Source organism: Acutalibacter sp. LFL-21, assembly GCF_025630755.1.
GTDB classification, from domain to species: Bacteria; Bacillota; Clostridia; order Oscillospirales; family Acutalibacteraceae; genus Acutalibacter; species Acutalibacter stercoravium.
In genome coordinates this window covers 76429-92101 of the sequence record NZ_JAOTNT010000002.1, presented here as the reverse complement: position 1 = coordinate 92101, position 15673 = coordinate 76429, and the positions used below count along the sequence as shown (strand labels likewise).

At 53.6% G+C, this 15673-nt stretch carries 8 protein-coding genes; 3 read left to right on the top strand and 5 right to left on the bottom strand.

The genetic code is table 11. The annotated features are described in order from the left end of the window. Positions 1-630 precede the first annotated feature (630 nt). Positions 631-792, top strand: coding sequence for a hypothetical protein (locus tag ODJ80_RS02705; RefSeq protein WP_263040811.1), 162 nt, complete (start codon positions 631-633; stop codon positions 790-792). Between the two features lie 16 nt (positions 793-808). Further along, positions 809-1537, top strand: coding sequence for a hypothetical protein (locus ODJ80_RS02700; RefSeq protein WP_263040810.1), 729 nt, complete (start codon positions 809-811; stop codon positions 1535-1537). A gap of 692 nt (positions 1538-2229) precedes the next feature. Here the strand turns inward: ODJ80_RS02700 and ODJ80_RS02695 are convergent. Then, entirely contained in the window at positions 2230-3447 is a 1218-nt protein-coding gene (locus ODJ80_RS02695; protein ID WP_263040809.1) for a tyrosine-type recombinase/integrase, read from the bottom strand. 1556 nt (positions 3448-5003) lie between these two features. Between ODJ80_RS02695 and ODJ80_RS02690 the strand changes: the two genes are divergently transcribed. Next, positions 5004-6236, top strand: coding sequence for an MFS transporter (locus ODJ80_RS02690; RefSeq protein WP_263040808.1), 1233 nt, complete (start codon positions 5004-5006; stop codon positions 6234-6236). 646 nt (positions 6237-6882) lie between these two features. On the opposite strand, the gene ODJ80_RS02685 is transcribed toward ODJ80_RS02690, so the two are convergent. The 4 genes from ODJ80_RS02685 to ODJ80_RS02670 form a co-directional block, all read right to left on the bottom strand. Continuing rightward, entirely contained in the window at positions 6883-7743 is an 861-nt protein-coding gene (locus ODJ80_RS02685; protein WP_317619855.1) for a MerR family transcriptional regulator, read from the bottom strand. A gap of 116 nt (positions 7744-7859) precedes the next feature. Beyond that, positions 7860-9077 carry a tyrosine-type recombinase/integrase gene (locus ODJ80_RS02680; RefSeq protein WP_263040807.1) on the bottom strand — a complete coding sequence of 406 codons (1218 nt, stop codon included), beginning with the start codon at positions 9075-9077 and terminating at the stop codon, positions 7860-7862. 1127 nt (positions 9078-10204) lie between these two features. After that, positions 10205-10630, bottom strand: coding sequence for a helix-turn-helix domain-containing protein (locus tag ODJ80_RS02675; protein ID WP_263040806.1), 426 nt, complete (start codon positions 10628-10630; stop codon positions 10205-10207). A gap of 113 nt (positions 10631-10743) precedes the next feature. After that, complete coding sequence (locus ODJ80_RS02670; RefSeq protein ID WP_263040805.1) at positions 10744-15453, bottom strand: DUF6273 domain-containing protein; 4710 nt, start codon at positions 15451-15453, stop codon at positions 10744-10746. Positions 15454-15673 lie beyond the last annotated feature (220 nt).

Sequence of the window (15673 nt, the reverse complement as noted above, 5' to 3'; positions counted from 1 at the left end):
TTGACAATGCCCCGATGAATTGATATACTGACCAAAGAAAAAGCACCATCCCAATTGGGCCGGTGCTGGTTGACATTGCCCCGATTTGGAGCTATAATAGAGATAGAAAGAGAGCCTGCCGGTAAGACGGTTTAGCCCTCAGGTTTTAAGTCAAGAAGATGACCGCAATCCTTTGGCTAGAGGGGCGGTCATCTTCCTTTGTTCCAGTACGTCCACAGGGTCCAAAGAAACCCTGCGAGCGCGATGAGCATGAGCATCACCTGGCAAAAGTCAGCGAGCGTCATGTACATGGGAATCCCCCCTTTCGGAGGGCGCTGGTCGCCAGTGGCGACCGTCAAGCGCCGGTCTCCGCTGCCGCATCGGTCGGTGCTGAGCGCTCCCCACCGGGGAGCAGCACCCGAGCCGGCAGGCGAGACGGAATACCTCTGATCGATTCCAGCCAAAAGAATTTCGTTCTCGGTTTATGGAGGACGACCCCTCCGCTTACGGGAGGGCTAACCGCCTACCGTTTTCTGGCAGACTCCCGCGTGGTTTCCCACGCAACATCATCATAACAGAAAAAAGAACACAATGCAACAGGATTGCCTCCGCTGTTTCACTCAGCGGGGGCTTTTTCTATTTCCAAAATAAATGAAGGGACGTGATCGTATCGACACCACCTACACCATTCAACTTACCGAATCCCAGTACGCCGCCCTCCTGGACCGGGCAGCGGAGCAGGAAATCCCGCTGGAGGACTTGCTCCTCCAGGCCATGCAAAATTTTTTAGAGGAGAGTGACAACTTTGCCTGAAATGAAAGGAATTACCGTGAAAATCCCGGCTGACCTTCACGCAGAGGTGAAAGCCTACCTAGAGGCCCACGGCATGACCATGGGAGAATTCATCGCCCAGGCCGTAGACCACGAGCTGCATCCCAAAATTCAAATCACACAGGAGGACAAAAATATGGAACGTATGAGAACCCTGGCTTTCCAGGTGCCGGACAGCCTATTTCAGCGGGTGAAAGCCTACTTGGAGCGAAACCACATGACCCAAAAGCAGTTTGTCATCGGCCTGATCGAGGCCGAGCTGGAACAGGACGAGGCCCAGTATCAGGCCAGCCATCCGGAGGAACAGGAGGACGAGGGAGAATCCGATGACCAAGCCCAGGACGAAGAAACAGAACAAGAAATCCAAGAAGAATCCCAGGACGAGTTTGCCCCCCAGGAGGCCCAGGACGGCCCCGATGCCGGGATGGAGGAACAACCCGCCCCCGACCAGGACGCCGCCCCCGTGGACGGTTTTGAGGCCGGTTCTGAGGAAGTGCCCCAGGAGGATGACGGGGCCGAGGAAACCGGGGAGGAAGAAACCCAGGAAGCGGAAGAAGTGTTCGAGGACAGCGAAGAAGTAGAGGAATCCAATGCGCTAGATGATATAAATGATAGCGAGTTGGAAGATTCTTTGGAAGATGAAGAAGCCTGGGAAGAATCCTATGACCAGAGGGACTCTCAGGACGAGGAAGAACAGGAGGATTACTCCTACTCTATGTCAATGTAGTTTTAGAAATATTTATTCTCGCTCAGCAGCCCCAGTGGATTCCACGGAAAACGATGTGGAACAGGATGCGGCGGAGTATGGGATGGGACAGCAGCTCTAATTTTTTAATTTTCGCTTTGAATTTGCCCGCTTAGTTTTCCACATCTTTTTTGAAAAGTGACCGATTTCAAAAAGCAAAAATGCTTGAAAGCCGCTTAACTCCTGGCCTTTTCGCCTCTTTTTTGGTCGAGCGCATCATTTTTGGAAAGAAAACACAAAAATAGAGAGGTAAGCACTATGCTTGCCTCTCTATTTTTCGTTAGCGCGCATAAGGACTCGGCAACAAGGCACGGCTGCGCCCTGCGCAGTGCGTGTCGTGGGGTGAGCGAGCGCCAGTGGCGCTCTGCCGCGAACCGACCGAGGCGGTAGCCGAGACCAAGTCCTTCTGCCCCTGCCACAAAACCGGCGGAAACACTGAGTTTTCTCCGGTTTTCTTTTTGCATGTGTCGCATGGTTATGTGGTTCACGTTGGTTCAGACAGTGGGTTGTCGCTTCCGTTTGCACCTGTTCCCAACCGCTTCCAACCCCTCCAGCACCCAAAACGCACCCGGTTCTGCCTTTTTCAGGCTTTTTCGGGTGTATTTTTGTGTTTTCCGCCCTTTTGGACGTGCAAAATTTTGGGGCCCGTTTTTGTGCATCCTGTCGCATAGCGTTTACAGATTGAAGTCGTTGGTGATCCCAGTTAGACGAGAGGTGTCCTTTTTAACGTAGTACAACTCCGTGATCTGTGAGGTGGAGTGGCCCAGCAGGTCTGCCACCTGCCTAGGTGTGAGCGATTTTATACTACCGTCCTCTTGCTTAATGCCGTTGACCAAGTTTGAGGCAAATGTGTGGCGAAGTGAGTGTAGGCCTTTCTTTTCTATGCCAGCTGCTGCCAGGATGCGGTAATAACGCTTTCTGAAATTCACGGGCCGGGTGTAGTTGCCATGCTCATCCGGTACCAGAGGCGTTTCCTCCCCGAAGCAGGCTTCTTTTCGCAAGTCCTGTATCATGGCGATGGCGGTGTCGTTCAGCGGTACGGTTCGCTTACTGGTGGCGGACTTCAGCTTGCCCACTTTCACGTCTCGCCCCGGCTCGGCTTGTAGGCCATCCCTGCGCCAAACTTCTTTCACGCCACGTTCCAGGTGCAAAACTCGGTTTTGCAAGTCGATGTCGCTGTTGAGGAGGCCCAGCAACTCACCCGTCCGCATGCCTGTGTTCAGCATGAGGATGTAGGCAGCGGCTTGCTGGTATTTGCGCTTGCCGTTAGCGAAAGTTGAGAAGGCCTCCCGCCTGAACTTGGCGATTTCGGTTGGCGTAAACACCGTGACAGTTTCTTGCTCTGGGACATAGTCCTTGTCTTGAGCGGCAAGGAAGTTGGCACGCTTCATCATGGGAACGCTCTGCATGGGGTTCTTCTGGATGAACCCTTCCTCGGTTAAGTAGCGAAAGTACTCGTTGAGAAGGATATGCACCTTCTTCACCGTGGTGTAAGCATAGCCCTGCTCCATCCAATGGTTGAGCACGGATTTTAGATCGGCTGCTGTTATGTCCCCCACGATTTTGTCTCCAATCAGCGGGAACAGTTGGTGCTGGGCTGTGCATTCCAGGCGGTCGTATGTTGTCCGCTCCACCGATGGGAATTTGAAAACTTGCAGCCAATGGGTCAGGCTGTCCTGTATGGTTTTCTGCGATTCGTCCGAGTTACGCACTTCCTCGTTGAACTGAGCGATGTAGTTAGTGATCTTCTGCTGGGCCTCCGTCTTGGTTTTGCTGGAGAAGGTCTTTCGTTTCTTCTCTCCATGCTCGTCAAAGTACCAGATGACACTCTGCCAGCGGCCATCGGTGCGGCGAAAAACATTGCCGTTGGTGGTAAGTCGTTTCTTTGGCATGGTTGGTGGTTCCTCCTTCCGGGTTGTTTTATCAACCACCAACACTACCGTATAGCGCCTGCCTATGTCCACCCCTAGTTTTCGAACCGGGCGGAGAAAAATCTTCCCGCCTTTTGGTGGTTTTACCTTCACCGCTGGGCGAGGAAATTTGCACTGGCCTTATTCTTTGTTTATGCGGCGCAGTTTTTGAGGTGGGGTACCCTCCTTAATGCAGAGGAAAAGAAGGGGATTTCAAAAAGGGGGTTTGGGGCTTAGCCCCGCCAATTGTGCTCGGCGGACAGCCGAGCGCTCTGCTTGCCCTGCTGATAGCAGGAAATTGTTGTAACCCCTATCCTGACACCGTAGGGAATGGCTCTACACTGGGATAATCCGTCATCTACGACCCACAGCTTGACCCCAAGGCCCGAAAATTGACCCCTATTTTTTGAGGTTTTGACCCCTTGCAAAAGGCCCGTAGCGACCGGCTCTGCCGGGCGAAGTGATTCCGAGTAGGCGCCGCTCTTAGGCGCCTACTCTTTCACCTGCTCTTTTTTCACACCCTATCTCCACTGCTTAATGTTTCGGCAATACAGTCTGCCTCAGCCTTCTCCAATCCAGCCTTTGAGTGGAGTAAAATTCCGCTTTTCATCGGGGCCATCCCGTGCCTCACTGCGCTGCCTTTGCAGGCCCGCCTGGGTCAGCTTTTTCTTTTTCTGCCTATCCCCAGTTTCCCTCAGCCACCTCTTTCTGAGTGGAGACGAAACCAGCTTTCTCTCACCTAGGGTTGGCCGCTGCTCCCCGATTCGCTCACAACTGGCTCACACAACTCCAACGGGGCCGGTAACCCGTCTTGCTGGTGTCGTTTCCTTACCTGGCCTCCAAAACCGCACGCAGGGCCACAGAGGGCTTTTCTCTTTCACGCTCATTCTCTCCTGGCCTTTACCCTACGGGGAAAGGCCAACCTGTTCCCGAATCTGGCCTGTCCCGGTTTCCTGGATTCGCTCACAACTGCCCCACACGGCTCGAACAGGGCGGGGAACCCGTTTTGCTGGTGTCGTTTCCCTACCCGGTTTTCAAAACCGCACACAGGGCCACACAGAGGCAAGTCTTGTTTCACCGATTTTTCTTCGCGTGTCTTTGTTCTGGCAGAGCCTCAAAATCCCGCTTCAGGTTGTAATCTACCGCCTCTTGGATGGGTCATTTTAGCAAAGATCTTTTCTTTGTTTTCTCCACCTCAAATTTTGAGGTGGCCCTCCCTCTCTTTTGGGTATGCAAAAGGCTTGGATTTCTCCCGGACTATCCATAAAAATTCGATTCCTGACCACATTTTCTTCCCCCTTGACAAAAAGAAACACCGCAGCTATGATGATAGGCAAGGCGGCATGGCCGTCTATCTATCAAGTTTATTTTGGGAGGTACTATCATGTCAGTCTGCAAAACCAGCAAGTCCACCCTGAGTTCTATGGGAGCTTTGGAGGCCCTTTGCCGCTGACGGCGTAAAGAGAGCCGAGGAGCTTGGGGCGCTTGTTTTTCGAGCCGCCGAAAGACCCACTGATTCGTAAAGGAGAAAGTCGTTCATGTTTTCTAAAAAGCCCAAGGCTTATTCTGTCTATCTGTTTTTCCGCTTTTGTTTTTCCCTGCTGCTTTCCATGGCCACCGTGCTCTCTATGGTGTACCACTTGGAAGTGGTGGGGCTGGGCCCTTTCCAGCTGGTGCTGGTGGGGACTGTTTTAGAGACCTCATGTTTCCTGTTTGAGGTGCCCACCGGCGTGGTGGCCGACCTGTACAGCCGCCGGCGCTCGGTGCTCATCGGCATCTTCCTCTATGGGGCTGGTTTCCTCATGGAGGGCTCCCTGCCCTGGTTTGGGACCGTGCTGCTGGCCCAGGTGGTCTGGGGCTGCGGGGACACTTTCCTCACCGGGGCGCTGGAGGCCTGGATCGCCTCGGAAGAGGGGGGCCGTCCCATGGACAAGGTGTTCCTGCGGGGTGGGCAGCTTGCCCAGACCGGGGGCATCCTCGGTGTGATAATCGGCACCCTGCTGGGGAACCTGAACCTGCAGCTTCCTATCATCTTGGCCGGAGCTCTGTGCCTTGTGTTGGGGATTGTCCTCCTGCGCGTCATGCCGGAGGAGCATTTTTCCCCCGCCCTGGAGGACCGCCAGGGGCTGCTAAATGATTTTATCAACCTCTTTCGGCTGAACCTGCGCTTTGTGAAGGGGGCGCCGGTGCTGCTGGCGCTGTTGCTCATCACTTTCTGCGGCGGACTTGCCAGCGAGGGCTTTGACCGACTTTCCACTGCCCACTTCTTAAACGACACAGCGATGCCTACTTTCGGGCCGCTGAACAGCGTCACCTGGTTCGGCTTTATGAGCCTCTTGGGAAGTGGGCTGGGCATTTTCGCTTCGGGAGTGCTCATTGCCCGAATGGAAAAGCGGAGCAGCGTCAGCCGCACGGGAGTCGTGCTGTTCACCAGCGCCGGGTATATCGTGTGCCTGCTACTGTTCGCCTTTGGAGGGAATTTCTGGTTCCTGCTCCTGATATTCCTGCTGGCTGGGCTGATGCGTACCCTCAAAGAGCCGGTGCTCGCCGCCTGGATGAACGATCACGTGGAGGAGCGGATGCGCGCCACTATGTTCTCCGCCAGCGGCCAGCTGGACTCTTTCGGGCAGATCATCGGCGGGCCTATCGTGGGCCTAGTGGCCCAGCAGGTCTCCGTTCCCTGTGGGCTGGCCTGCACAGCCCTCCTGCTACTACCCGCCCTGTTTCTGGTGCCGGTAGCGGCAAAGGCCAGCAAAACAAAAGCAAAATAAATCGGATATTTGAAAAGAGCTGGTGCGCATTGGAAGCGTACCGGCTTTCTTTTCTCCCATCTTCTTAAATCGGGCATTAATTGAAATGTGCTTTTATGATTCTTACCCCGTCTTTTGGGAGCACTCTGACCTTGAAAATCCCTCGCAGCACCAAACCAGCACCACTCTTTTGTGGCTTCTTCGTGAGAACCCGTCAACACTGCCTCTTTCCTGTTCTCGCTGTTGTGTTTCCACATCCACTCCAAAACCGCGTGCCGAGGGTTCAAGTCCTTCTGCCCCTGCCAAAAAAGTCAGGTATCGCTTGTGCGGTACCTGACTTTTTCGTTAGTGTGCGGTAGGATTTGGCAACAAGGTGCGCCCGCGGGCCCGCCTGCGGTGCGTGTCGTGGGGCGCTGGTCGCCTGTGGCGACCGTCCAGGCCCGACCGAGCCGGCAGGCGAGACTGAGTCCACGCTAAATGTTATAGCTTTTTTGCATCCGTTTGCACCTGCCTGCAACCGTTCTCATCCCCTCCAGCACCCAAAACGCACCCGGTTTCGCCTTTTTCGGGCATTTCCGGGTGCGTTTCTCCATTTTTGTCCTCTTTTGACCCACAAAATTTGCGGCTTCGTTTTTGTGCACTCTGCCACTTAACAAATCGCACTAGATCATCTGTTCCGATAAAAGGCTTCCATGACCTTTGCCAAGAACACCGTTACGCCTTCTCCATACATCTCATCCTGTACCGCCTGTATTTCCGGGTTTGAACGATAGGATGCGGCCATATCTAACATTATTCTGCTGGCATCATCCATTTGGAACATCTCCTTGACCACAGAATCATATTCTTCCATCAATACAGTTACTTCAGGAGAATCTACAGACTCCTCTTTTTTCTCGGCTAGTTTCCGCATTATTTCATCGAGTTGTTTTTGGTAATCCTGAATACTTTCTGCACCCTTAGCGTTTTTGCTGGCATTCATTGCCTTTTCTTCACCCCCATACCATTCCACAACTTTTTGAAAATTCTGCTGTGCGGCTTCGGTTTCAGCCTTTTCCAAAAACTTTTCTCTCCCCGTTTCCACGTTACCGTATCTCTCAAGAAACTCCGCCTTTTGTTCAGCAGTCATGTTTTCTATCATGGTCTGATAAAGTTTCTTTAACTCTGCTTTACTGAACGCTTCAAAATTCATTGTTTGACCCCCAGTTAATATTCTGTCGATGTGCGCAATCAACCGCTCGAGTCGCTCTTTCTTTGCAATTAACAAGGCTCTCTGCATCTGCAAGACCCGGTCAGTTTCAAGAGATGATTTCCCGAGCATATCTTTGATTTCTTTGAGTGGAAAATCCAGTTCACGAAAAAACAGGATCTGCTGCAAGATTTCCAGCGATTTGTCATCATATAGCCGATATCCTGCTGAGCTTTTAGCCGTTGGCTTGAGAAGCCCAATTTCATCATAGTAGTGCAGTGCACGGACACTGATGCCCGTCAAATCAGAAATTTCTTTTACCGTTCTCACAGCTGCCATCTCCTTTCGACGTCCTCATTTTACTCTATGACGTTCCGTGAAGGTCAATAGTCAATAGGAAATTTATAATCCAGCTACTCTTCTCTGGTATTTCATATGGTCCAAAAGGTTACACTTCACAGGTTGAAGTCATTCGTAATACCGCTCAGTCGGGACGTGTCTTTCTTGACATAGTACAGCTCCGTAATCTGTGAGGTGGAGTGGCCTAACAAGTCAGCTACTTGCCTTGGCGTCAGGGATTTTATGGTGCCGTCCTCTTGCTTAATGCCATTCACCAAGTTGGATGCGAACGTGTGGCGCAAACTGTGCAGGCCTTTCTTCTCAATGCCCGCCGCCGCTAAAATGCGGTAGTAACGCTTGCGGAAGTTTACCGGCCTAGTGAAATCCCCATGCTCATCCGGCACCAGCGGTGTGTCCTCGCCGAAGTAGGCTTCCTTTCTCAAGTCCTCGATCATGGCGATTGCCGTGTCGTTGAGAGGCACAGTTCGCTTGCTGGTGGCTGATTTCAGCTTGCCAACTTTCACGTCACGGCCCGGCTCGGCTTGCAGGCCGTCCCGCCGCCACACCTCTTTTACGCCACGCTCCAGGCATAAAACTCTTTTTTGCAAGTCGATGTCGCTGTTAAGGAGGCCCAGTAATTCGCCTGTCCTTAGTCCTGTGTTGAGCATGAGGATGTAGGCTGATGCCTGCTGATATTTGCGCTTGCCGTTGGAAAATGTAGAAAAGGCTTCCCGCTTAAACTTGGCGATTTCCGTGGGAGTGAACACGGTTACCTGCTCCTGCTCCGAGACACATTCCTTGTCCTGAGCGGCCAGGAAGTTGGCCCGCTTCATCATCGGCACGGATTGCATGGGGTTCTTCTGGATGAAATTTTCCTCCGTTAAGTAGCGGAAAAATTCATTCAGCAGGATGTGTACCTTCTTCACGGTGGTGTAGGCGTAGCCCTGCTCCATCCAATGGTTGAGCACGGATTTCAGGTCGGCAGCAGTGATGTCCCCCACGATTTTCTCCCCAATCAGCGGGAACACTTGGTGTTGGGCTGTACATTCCAGCCGGTCGTATGTTGTCCTTTCCACCGAGGGGAACTTGAAAATTTGGAGCCAGTGGGTCAGGCTGTCCTTTATGGCTTTCTGCGACTCATCCGAGTTACGGATTTCCTCGTTGAATTGAGCGATGTAAGTTGTGATTTTCTGCTGGGCCTCTGTCTTGGTTTTGCTGAAGAACACTTTGCGGCGCTTGATTCCTTGTTCGTCAAAATACCAGATCACGCTTTGCCAGCGGCCGTCTGTGCGGCGAAAAACATTGCCGTTGGTGGTAAGTCGTTTCTTTGGCATGGTTGGTGGTTCCTCCTTCCGGGTGTTTTGTTCAACCACCAACACTACCGTATAACGCCTGCCTATGTCCACCCCTAGTTTTCAAACCGGGCGGAGAAAAATTGTCCCACCTTTTGGTGGTTTTACCTCTACCGCCAGGCTGGTAAATTTCTTCGGCCCTACTCTTTGTTTATGCGGCGCAAATTTTGAGGTGGCCCCGGCTGGTTATGATCAGAAAAAAAGGAAATAATTTTCGCTCTCATGCACCGCTATTGGGGCCGGAAAGCTGCCCGCCACTCGACTTGCGAAAAATCACCCGAAATTTGCCGCAACCCCTATCGTGACCCCCGCCGTAACCCATAGTGGAATCGCTCTGCACTGGGCTTTATCCATATTCCCGACCCCTGCCGTGACCCCCAATTTGATCCCAAGGCCCGAAATCTGACCCCCAATTTTTGAGATTTTGACCCCTTGCGAAAAGCCCGAAGTGACCGGCTCTGCCGGGCGCTGTGAGCCGGGTGTGGGGCGGTTCACCGACCCACACCCTTTAACCTGCTCTTTTTTCACACCCTATCTCCACTGCTTAATGTTTCGGCAATACAGGCTGCCTCAGCCTTCTCCAATCCAGCCTTTGAGTGGAGTAAAATTCCGCTTTTCATCGGGGCCATCCCGTGCCTCACTGCGCTGCCTTTGCAGGCCCGCCTGGGTCAGCTTTTTCTTTTTCTGCCTATCCCCAGTTTCCCTCAGCCACCTCTTTCTGAGTGGAGACGAAACCAGCTTTCTCTCACCTAGGGTTGGCCGCTGCTCCCCGATTCGCTCACAACTGGCTCACACAACTCCAACGGGGCCGGTAACCCGTCTTGCTGGTGTCGTTTCCTTACCTGGCCTCCAAAATCGCACACAGGGCCACACAGGGGCGAGTTTGGGTTTTCTCTCCAGAACGAGCTCACCCCTCCCCCTAAAGGGGGAGGGGCGGGATTTTGCTCATCTTTAGGGTTTCGGGTTCTCCTTGGCAGTTGCCTTTGGCAACCGCTGGCCACAACCGGCTCACACGGCTCCAACAGGGCGGGTTTGCTGCTTCCCTGGTGTCGTTTCCCTACCTGGCCCTCAAAACCGCACACAGGGGCATACAGGGGCGAGTTTGGTTTTCACCGTCTTTTCCTGGTACGCTTCTTTTGCGGCAGCCCCGCCAGCTGGCGCTCCAGGTAGTAGTTGACAGCTTCTTGGATGGGGCGGATAGTGAACTGTAGGGTTCCATTCCGCACCTCGCCGGACTTGGTGCACACCTTGGTGGGTTCCACGTTGATGAGTTGCTTCTCCTCTAGCTGGCGAATGTATTTCGCAACCGTGTTGGCACTCATCCCGGTGTGCTGGCATATCTTCCCGATGCTGGGCCAGCACTTGTGGGTTTCCCGGTCCTCGCAGAACATCAGGTAGGCGTAGATTGACAGCTCACCTGGGGCCAATCCCAGCGTGAAGACCTCATTTGGCAGAAGAAAATAGTGGCCCAATGGGCTGCGCTTGGTGTAAGTGTTTTGGAATTCCGTGGCGTTCCCTCCCCGATGATTTTTCACGATTTTACACCTATCTTATACATGCGAAAAAGCCCAGCTTTCGCTGGACTTTTTCGACAGGCTGATCCCCAGGGCAATGCCCTGGGGATATTTTTGCGTTTTGAAATAGAAGATCAGTTGAGCCTCGTCCAGTTCTCACCGGAGGAGGGCTTGGTATAGTCGTGGTCGTTGGTGGCCTCGACGATGTGGTAGTAGGCCCAATGCTTCTCAATGTCAGAGAACTGGGTCAGTTCTTCGGCGTGCTCGTCCACGAAGTCCTCGTCAGCGGCGCGGCCCAGCATGTTGTTCACAATGGCCGTCACTTCCGCGCGAGTGATGGGGTTGTTCGGACGGAACGTGCCATCGCCGTAGCCGTGGATCCAGCCGTACTGGATGGAGTTCACCACCGCGTCGTAGAACCAATCGTCCTCGTCCACGTCGGAGATGATGTCCAAGCTGGCCAACGTATTCACGGCCTTGGCGTACCAGGCGTTGGCGGGAACATCGTCGAAGGTCTTGGTAATCTCCACATCCTGGTCCAGGAGCAGGTTGTAGAACATTTGCGCCACCTCGGCGCGGGTCATGTTGTTCTCCGGGCCAAAGGTGCCGTCCGGGTAGCCGAACAGGTACTGGATGTGGTCCTTGGTGTTCAGCAGGTCGGAGACGCCGGTGTCGTCAGGGTCGGCGAGCTGATCAGGCTCATCGTCATCATCGCTGGAACCGCCGCCACCGCCGTTATAACTCCAAGTTGCCGTAATGGTCGTATCGGCTGCGGGCATGGTAAAGGTGGTGTTTGCGCTGGAAGCGTCGGCAAAGGTGCCACCGTTTGAGGAAGTCCAGCCCGTAAAGCGGTAATTGCTGCGGCTGCCCGCGTCGATATTGACCTCTTCGCCCGCAGGATATACGCCGCCGGTCGTGTTTCCACTGCCTCCGTTCAAGTTGACGGTGAGGGTATAAATGGCGGGTATGGTGATTTTCAGACTTTGGCTCACATTCCCCGCCGCGTCTTTCGCCACAATGTAAATGTCCTTTGCTGCTGTATCTGTAAGATCGCTGATGGAAATGGTATTCGTTCCGCTAATACAGGTAGTCCCATCCCCGGTGGTGTCTATGGTCGGGGCGGTATCGCCGCTTTCCACGACTGCATAGTAATATTCGCCCGCCTCGTCGCTGGTAAACTTCACCGTCGCGGCTGTTTCGCTGTCGCGGGTCGCGCTGCCCGGTGTCAGCGTAGGCGCGGTGGTATCGCTGGAAACGGTAAGTGCAACCGTTTCAAACGCGCTGGCGTAATCAGTCAGTTTGGTATCGTCTTGTTCGCCGCCGTTGTACTGCTCGTTGAATACATACAGCTTTACCGTATCGCTTAGCGTTACACCCGCAGGGATCGTAAGACTTGCCGTTCCGCTTGCGCTATTCGTCGTACCGTCCAACTGTAAAATGCGCCCGTAATGGGTAATTTCGCCGTTATTCTCGATAACAGCGGAAATGTATTCATTTTCCCCGGTTTTCGCATTAGAGTAGGAAAAGGTTACGGTACTTCCTTCAATCGCTGCATTGGAAATAGAAAAATCGCGGCTTTTGTCTAACAGCGTCAATTTCCATTCGCTGCCGGTATAATCGTCTACCGCCGTTAATCCGCTGTCCATGCCGCTTGCGGATTTGCCGCCTGCGGCGGCAGATGTGAAGAGGACAGATGTCAGATCTAAATTAAAAGCGGGACGAACGGCGAGGTAAGCGATGCGCACACTATAGCCGTATCCACCCACGCCGCCGTCGACACTCACACCCGCCGCCACACCCGCCGCGCGGTGATTAAGGTCGCCGGGGGAGCGCAGCCACCAGTAGTCGGCTTCGCCGACACCGTGCAACATATTGCCACCGATTTCCCCGCCGCCTGCTACATAGGCAGTATTGGTAGCAATACGGCTGCTGTCATCGGTAAAGCCATAGTCCGCATTCTGTACTTCTTCTATAGAGAGAAGGAAGATTTGATCGGTAGTGTCATTGCCGCCCTCTGTGTTATGGTCCGGGTTATCGTCATTGACAACGGTTGTATCCGCGATAGCCTTCTGCTCTTTCTCCGAAAAAGCGGTACCGATAAAATTATCGCTTGTATAATCAATCCCGCTGCTGCCGCCGGTATTTTGCTCCGCACTGTACCCGTTGAGCCAGGAGCGCATGGTGCTGGTTGCCCACGTTACGCTCTCATAGTCCACGTGATACTGAAACACATCAAGATTTTGATCGGAAAGCAGGAACAGCTGTCCATTGGCATTTTCCAGCACCCGCCACTTGATCGGGTCGATGTTGTAGCCGCCGCTTCCGTCGCTGCTCTGCTGATAGGTGCCAAAATAAATGTTGTCTGCCTGCCCGCCGCCGATATTTGCGGCGGTTCCGCTGTCCACAAGCTGGATCGCCTTGCCGGTGTCAATTCCCGGTGCAGCAGCTTCCTCAACGGTGAGAGCAACCTCTGCAAAGGCGCTGGCATAATCGGTCATGTAATCGCCGTTGTACTGCTCGCTGAACACATTAAGGGTATACTCCCCGGCTGCAAGGGAATCCGGAATTTTTATTTTCACTTGTCCGTCTGCACTGTCCGGCTGCGCCACTCTGCCATAATACTGTGCGCCGCTGCTATCCGCAATGATAACGGAGATATATTCATTTGTCCCGGTGGTCGTCCCGGTGTAATTCAGCGTAACGGTGCCGCCGGAGATCCCGCTGACTTCCGTTTCCGTCACGGCAAACTCGCGGGTTTCGTCAAGCAGCGTCAATTTCCATTCGCTGCCGTCATAATCGCCTACCGCCGTCAATCCGCTGTCCATGCCGGTTGCGGATTTGCCGCCTACGGCGGCAGATGTGAAGAGGACAGATGTCAGATCTAAATTAAAAGCGGGACGAACGGCGTAGTACCCGTCGTCCACAATACCGCCGAAGCTAGACACGCCGCCGACGCCATACACAGCCGCCGCGAGGTTATCATTGTCGCCGGGGGAGCGCAGCCACCAGTAGTCGGCTTCGCCGACACCGTTCATATAGCTTGAACCGAGTTTCCCGCCGCCTGCTACATAGGCTGTATTGGTCGCAATACGGCTGCTGTTATCGGCAAAATAGCTGCTGTTCTGCGCTTCCGCAATCGACAAAAGGAAGATTTGATCGGTGGTGTTGTTGCCGCCCTCTGTGCCATTAGTTGGGTTATCGTCATTGAAAACCTCTGTATCTGCGATGGCCGCCTGCTCTTTGGCAGAAAAGGCGGTGCCGATAAAGTTATCGCTGGTATAATCAATCCCGCTATCGCCGCCGGTATTATGCGACGCGTCGTACCCGTTGAGCCAGGAGCGCATGGTGCTGGTTTCCCATGTTACGCTCTCAATATCTGTATGATATTGAAATACGTCCAGATTTTGGTCGGAAAGCAGGAACAGCTGCCCGTCTGCATTCTCCAGCACCCGCCACTTGATCGGGTCGGTGTTATAGCCGCCGCTTCCGTCGCTGCTCTGCTGATAGGTGCCAAAATAAATATTGTCTGCCTGTCCGCCGCCGATATTTGCAGCGGTTCCGCTGTCCACAAACTGGATGGCCTTGCCGGTGTCAATTCCCGGTGCAGCAGCTTCCTCAACGGTGAGAGCAACCTCTGCAAAGGCGCTGGCATAATCGGTCTTGTAGTCGCCGTTATACTGCTCGCTGAACACATTAAGGGTATACTCCCCGGCTGCAAGGGAATCCGGAATTTTTATTTTCACTTGTCCGTCTGCACTGTCCGGCTGCGCCACTCTGCCATAATACTGTGCGCCGTTTTCGTCCGCAATGATAACGGAGATATATTCATTTTCTCCGGTGGTCGCCCCGGTGTAATTCAGCGTAATGGTACCGCCGGGGGCCCCGCTGACGGTTTGTTCCGTCACGGCAAACTCGCGGGTTTCGTCAAGCAGCGTCAATTTCCATTCGCTGCCGTCATAATCGCCTACCGCCGTTAATCCGCTGTCCATGCCGCTTGCGGATTTGCCGCCTGCGGCGGCAGATGTGAAGAGGACAGATGTCAGATCTAAATTAAAAGCGGGACGAACGGCGAGGTAAGCGATGCGCACACTATAGCCGTATCCACCCACGCCGCCGTCGACACTCACACCCGCCGCGCGGTGATCAAGGTCGCCGGGGGAGCGCAGCCACCAGTAGTCGGCTTCGCCGACACCGTACAACATATTGCCACCGATTTCCCCGCCGCCTGCTACATAGGCAGTATTGGTCGCGATACGGCTGCTGTCATTGGCAAAGTAGCTGCCGTTGTTTGCTTCCGCAATCGACAAAAGAAAGATTTTATCGGTGGTGTTGTTGCCGCCCTCTGTGTTATGGTCCGGGTTATCGTCATTGACAACGGTTGTATCCGCGATCGCCCCCTGCTCTTTCTCCGAAAAAGCGGTACCGATAAAATTATCGCTTGTATAATCAATCCCGCTGCTGCCGCCGGTATTTTGCTCCGCACTGTACCCGTTGAGCCAGGAGCGCATGGTGCTCTTTTCCCATGTGACGCTTTCACTATCCGTGTGATACTGAAATACATCCAGGTTCTGGTCGGAAAGCAGGAACAGCTGTCCATTGGCATTTTCCAGCACCCGCCACTTGATCGGGTCGATGTTGTAGCCGCTGTTTCCGTCACTGCTCTGCTGGTATGTACCAAAATAAATGTTGTCTGCCTGTCCGCCGCTGATATTTGCAGCGGTTCCGCTGTCCACAAGCTGGATCGCCTTTCCTGTGTCTGTTCCTGCCGCAAATGCCGCCGTTGGCATAAGTCCTACAACAAGGCAGATTGCAAGTAGAAAACTGATGATTCGCTTTGGTTTCATTGTGTGTCCTCCTCCTGTCCTTTTCTCACATCATTTATGCGTTCTCGGGCGTTTCGCCCGGAATAGCCGTTGCTTCCCCTTTCGGGGCTTTTGTCAATACGAAGCTGCCATATATCTTTGTTTTCAATTTCCATGTAAATCGCCGCATGAATTGCCTCCTTTGGGTACCCCGGTGGGGGTGTAGGTGTGTGTTCGTTCTCAATCGGCTAAAATTCTGTTG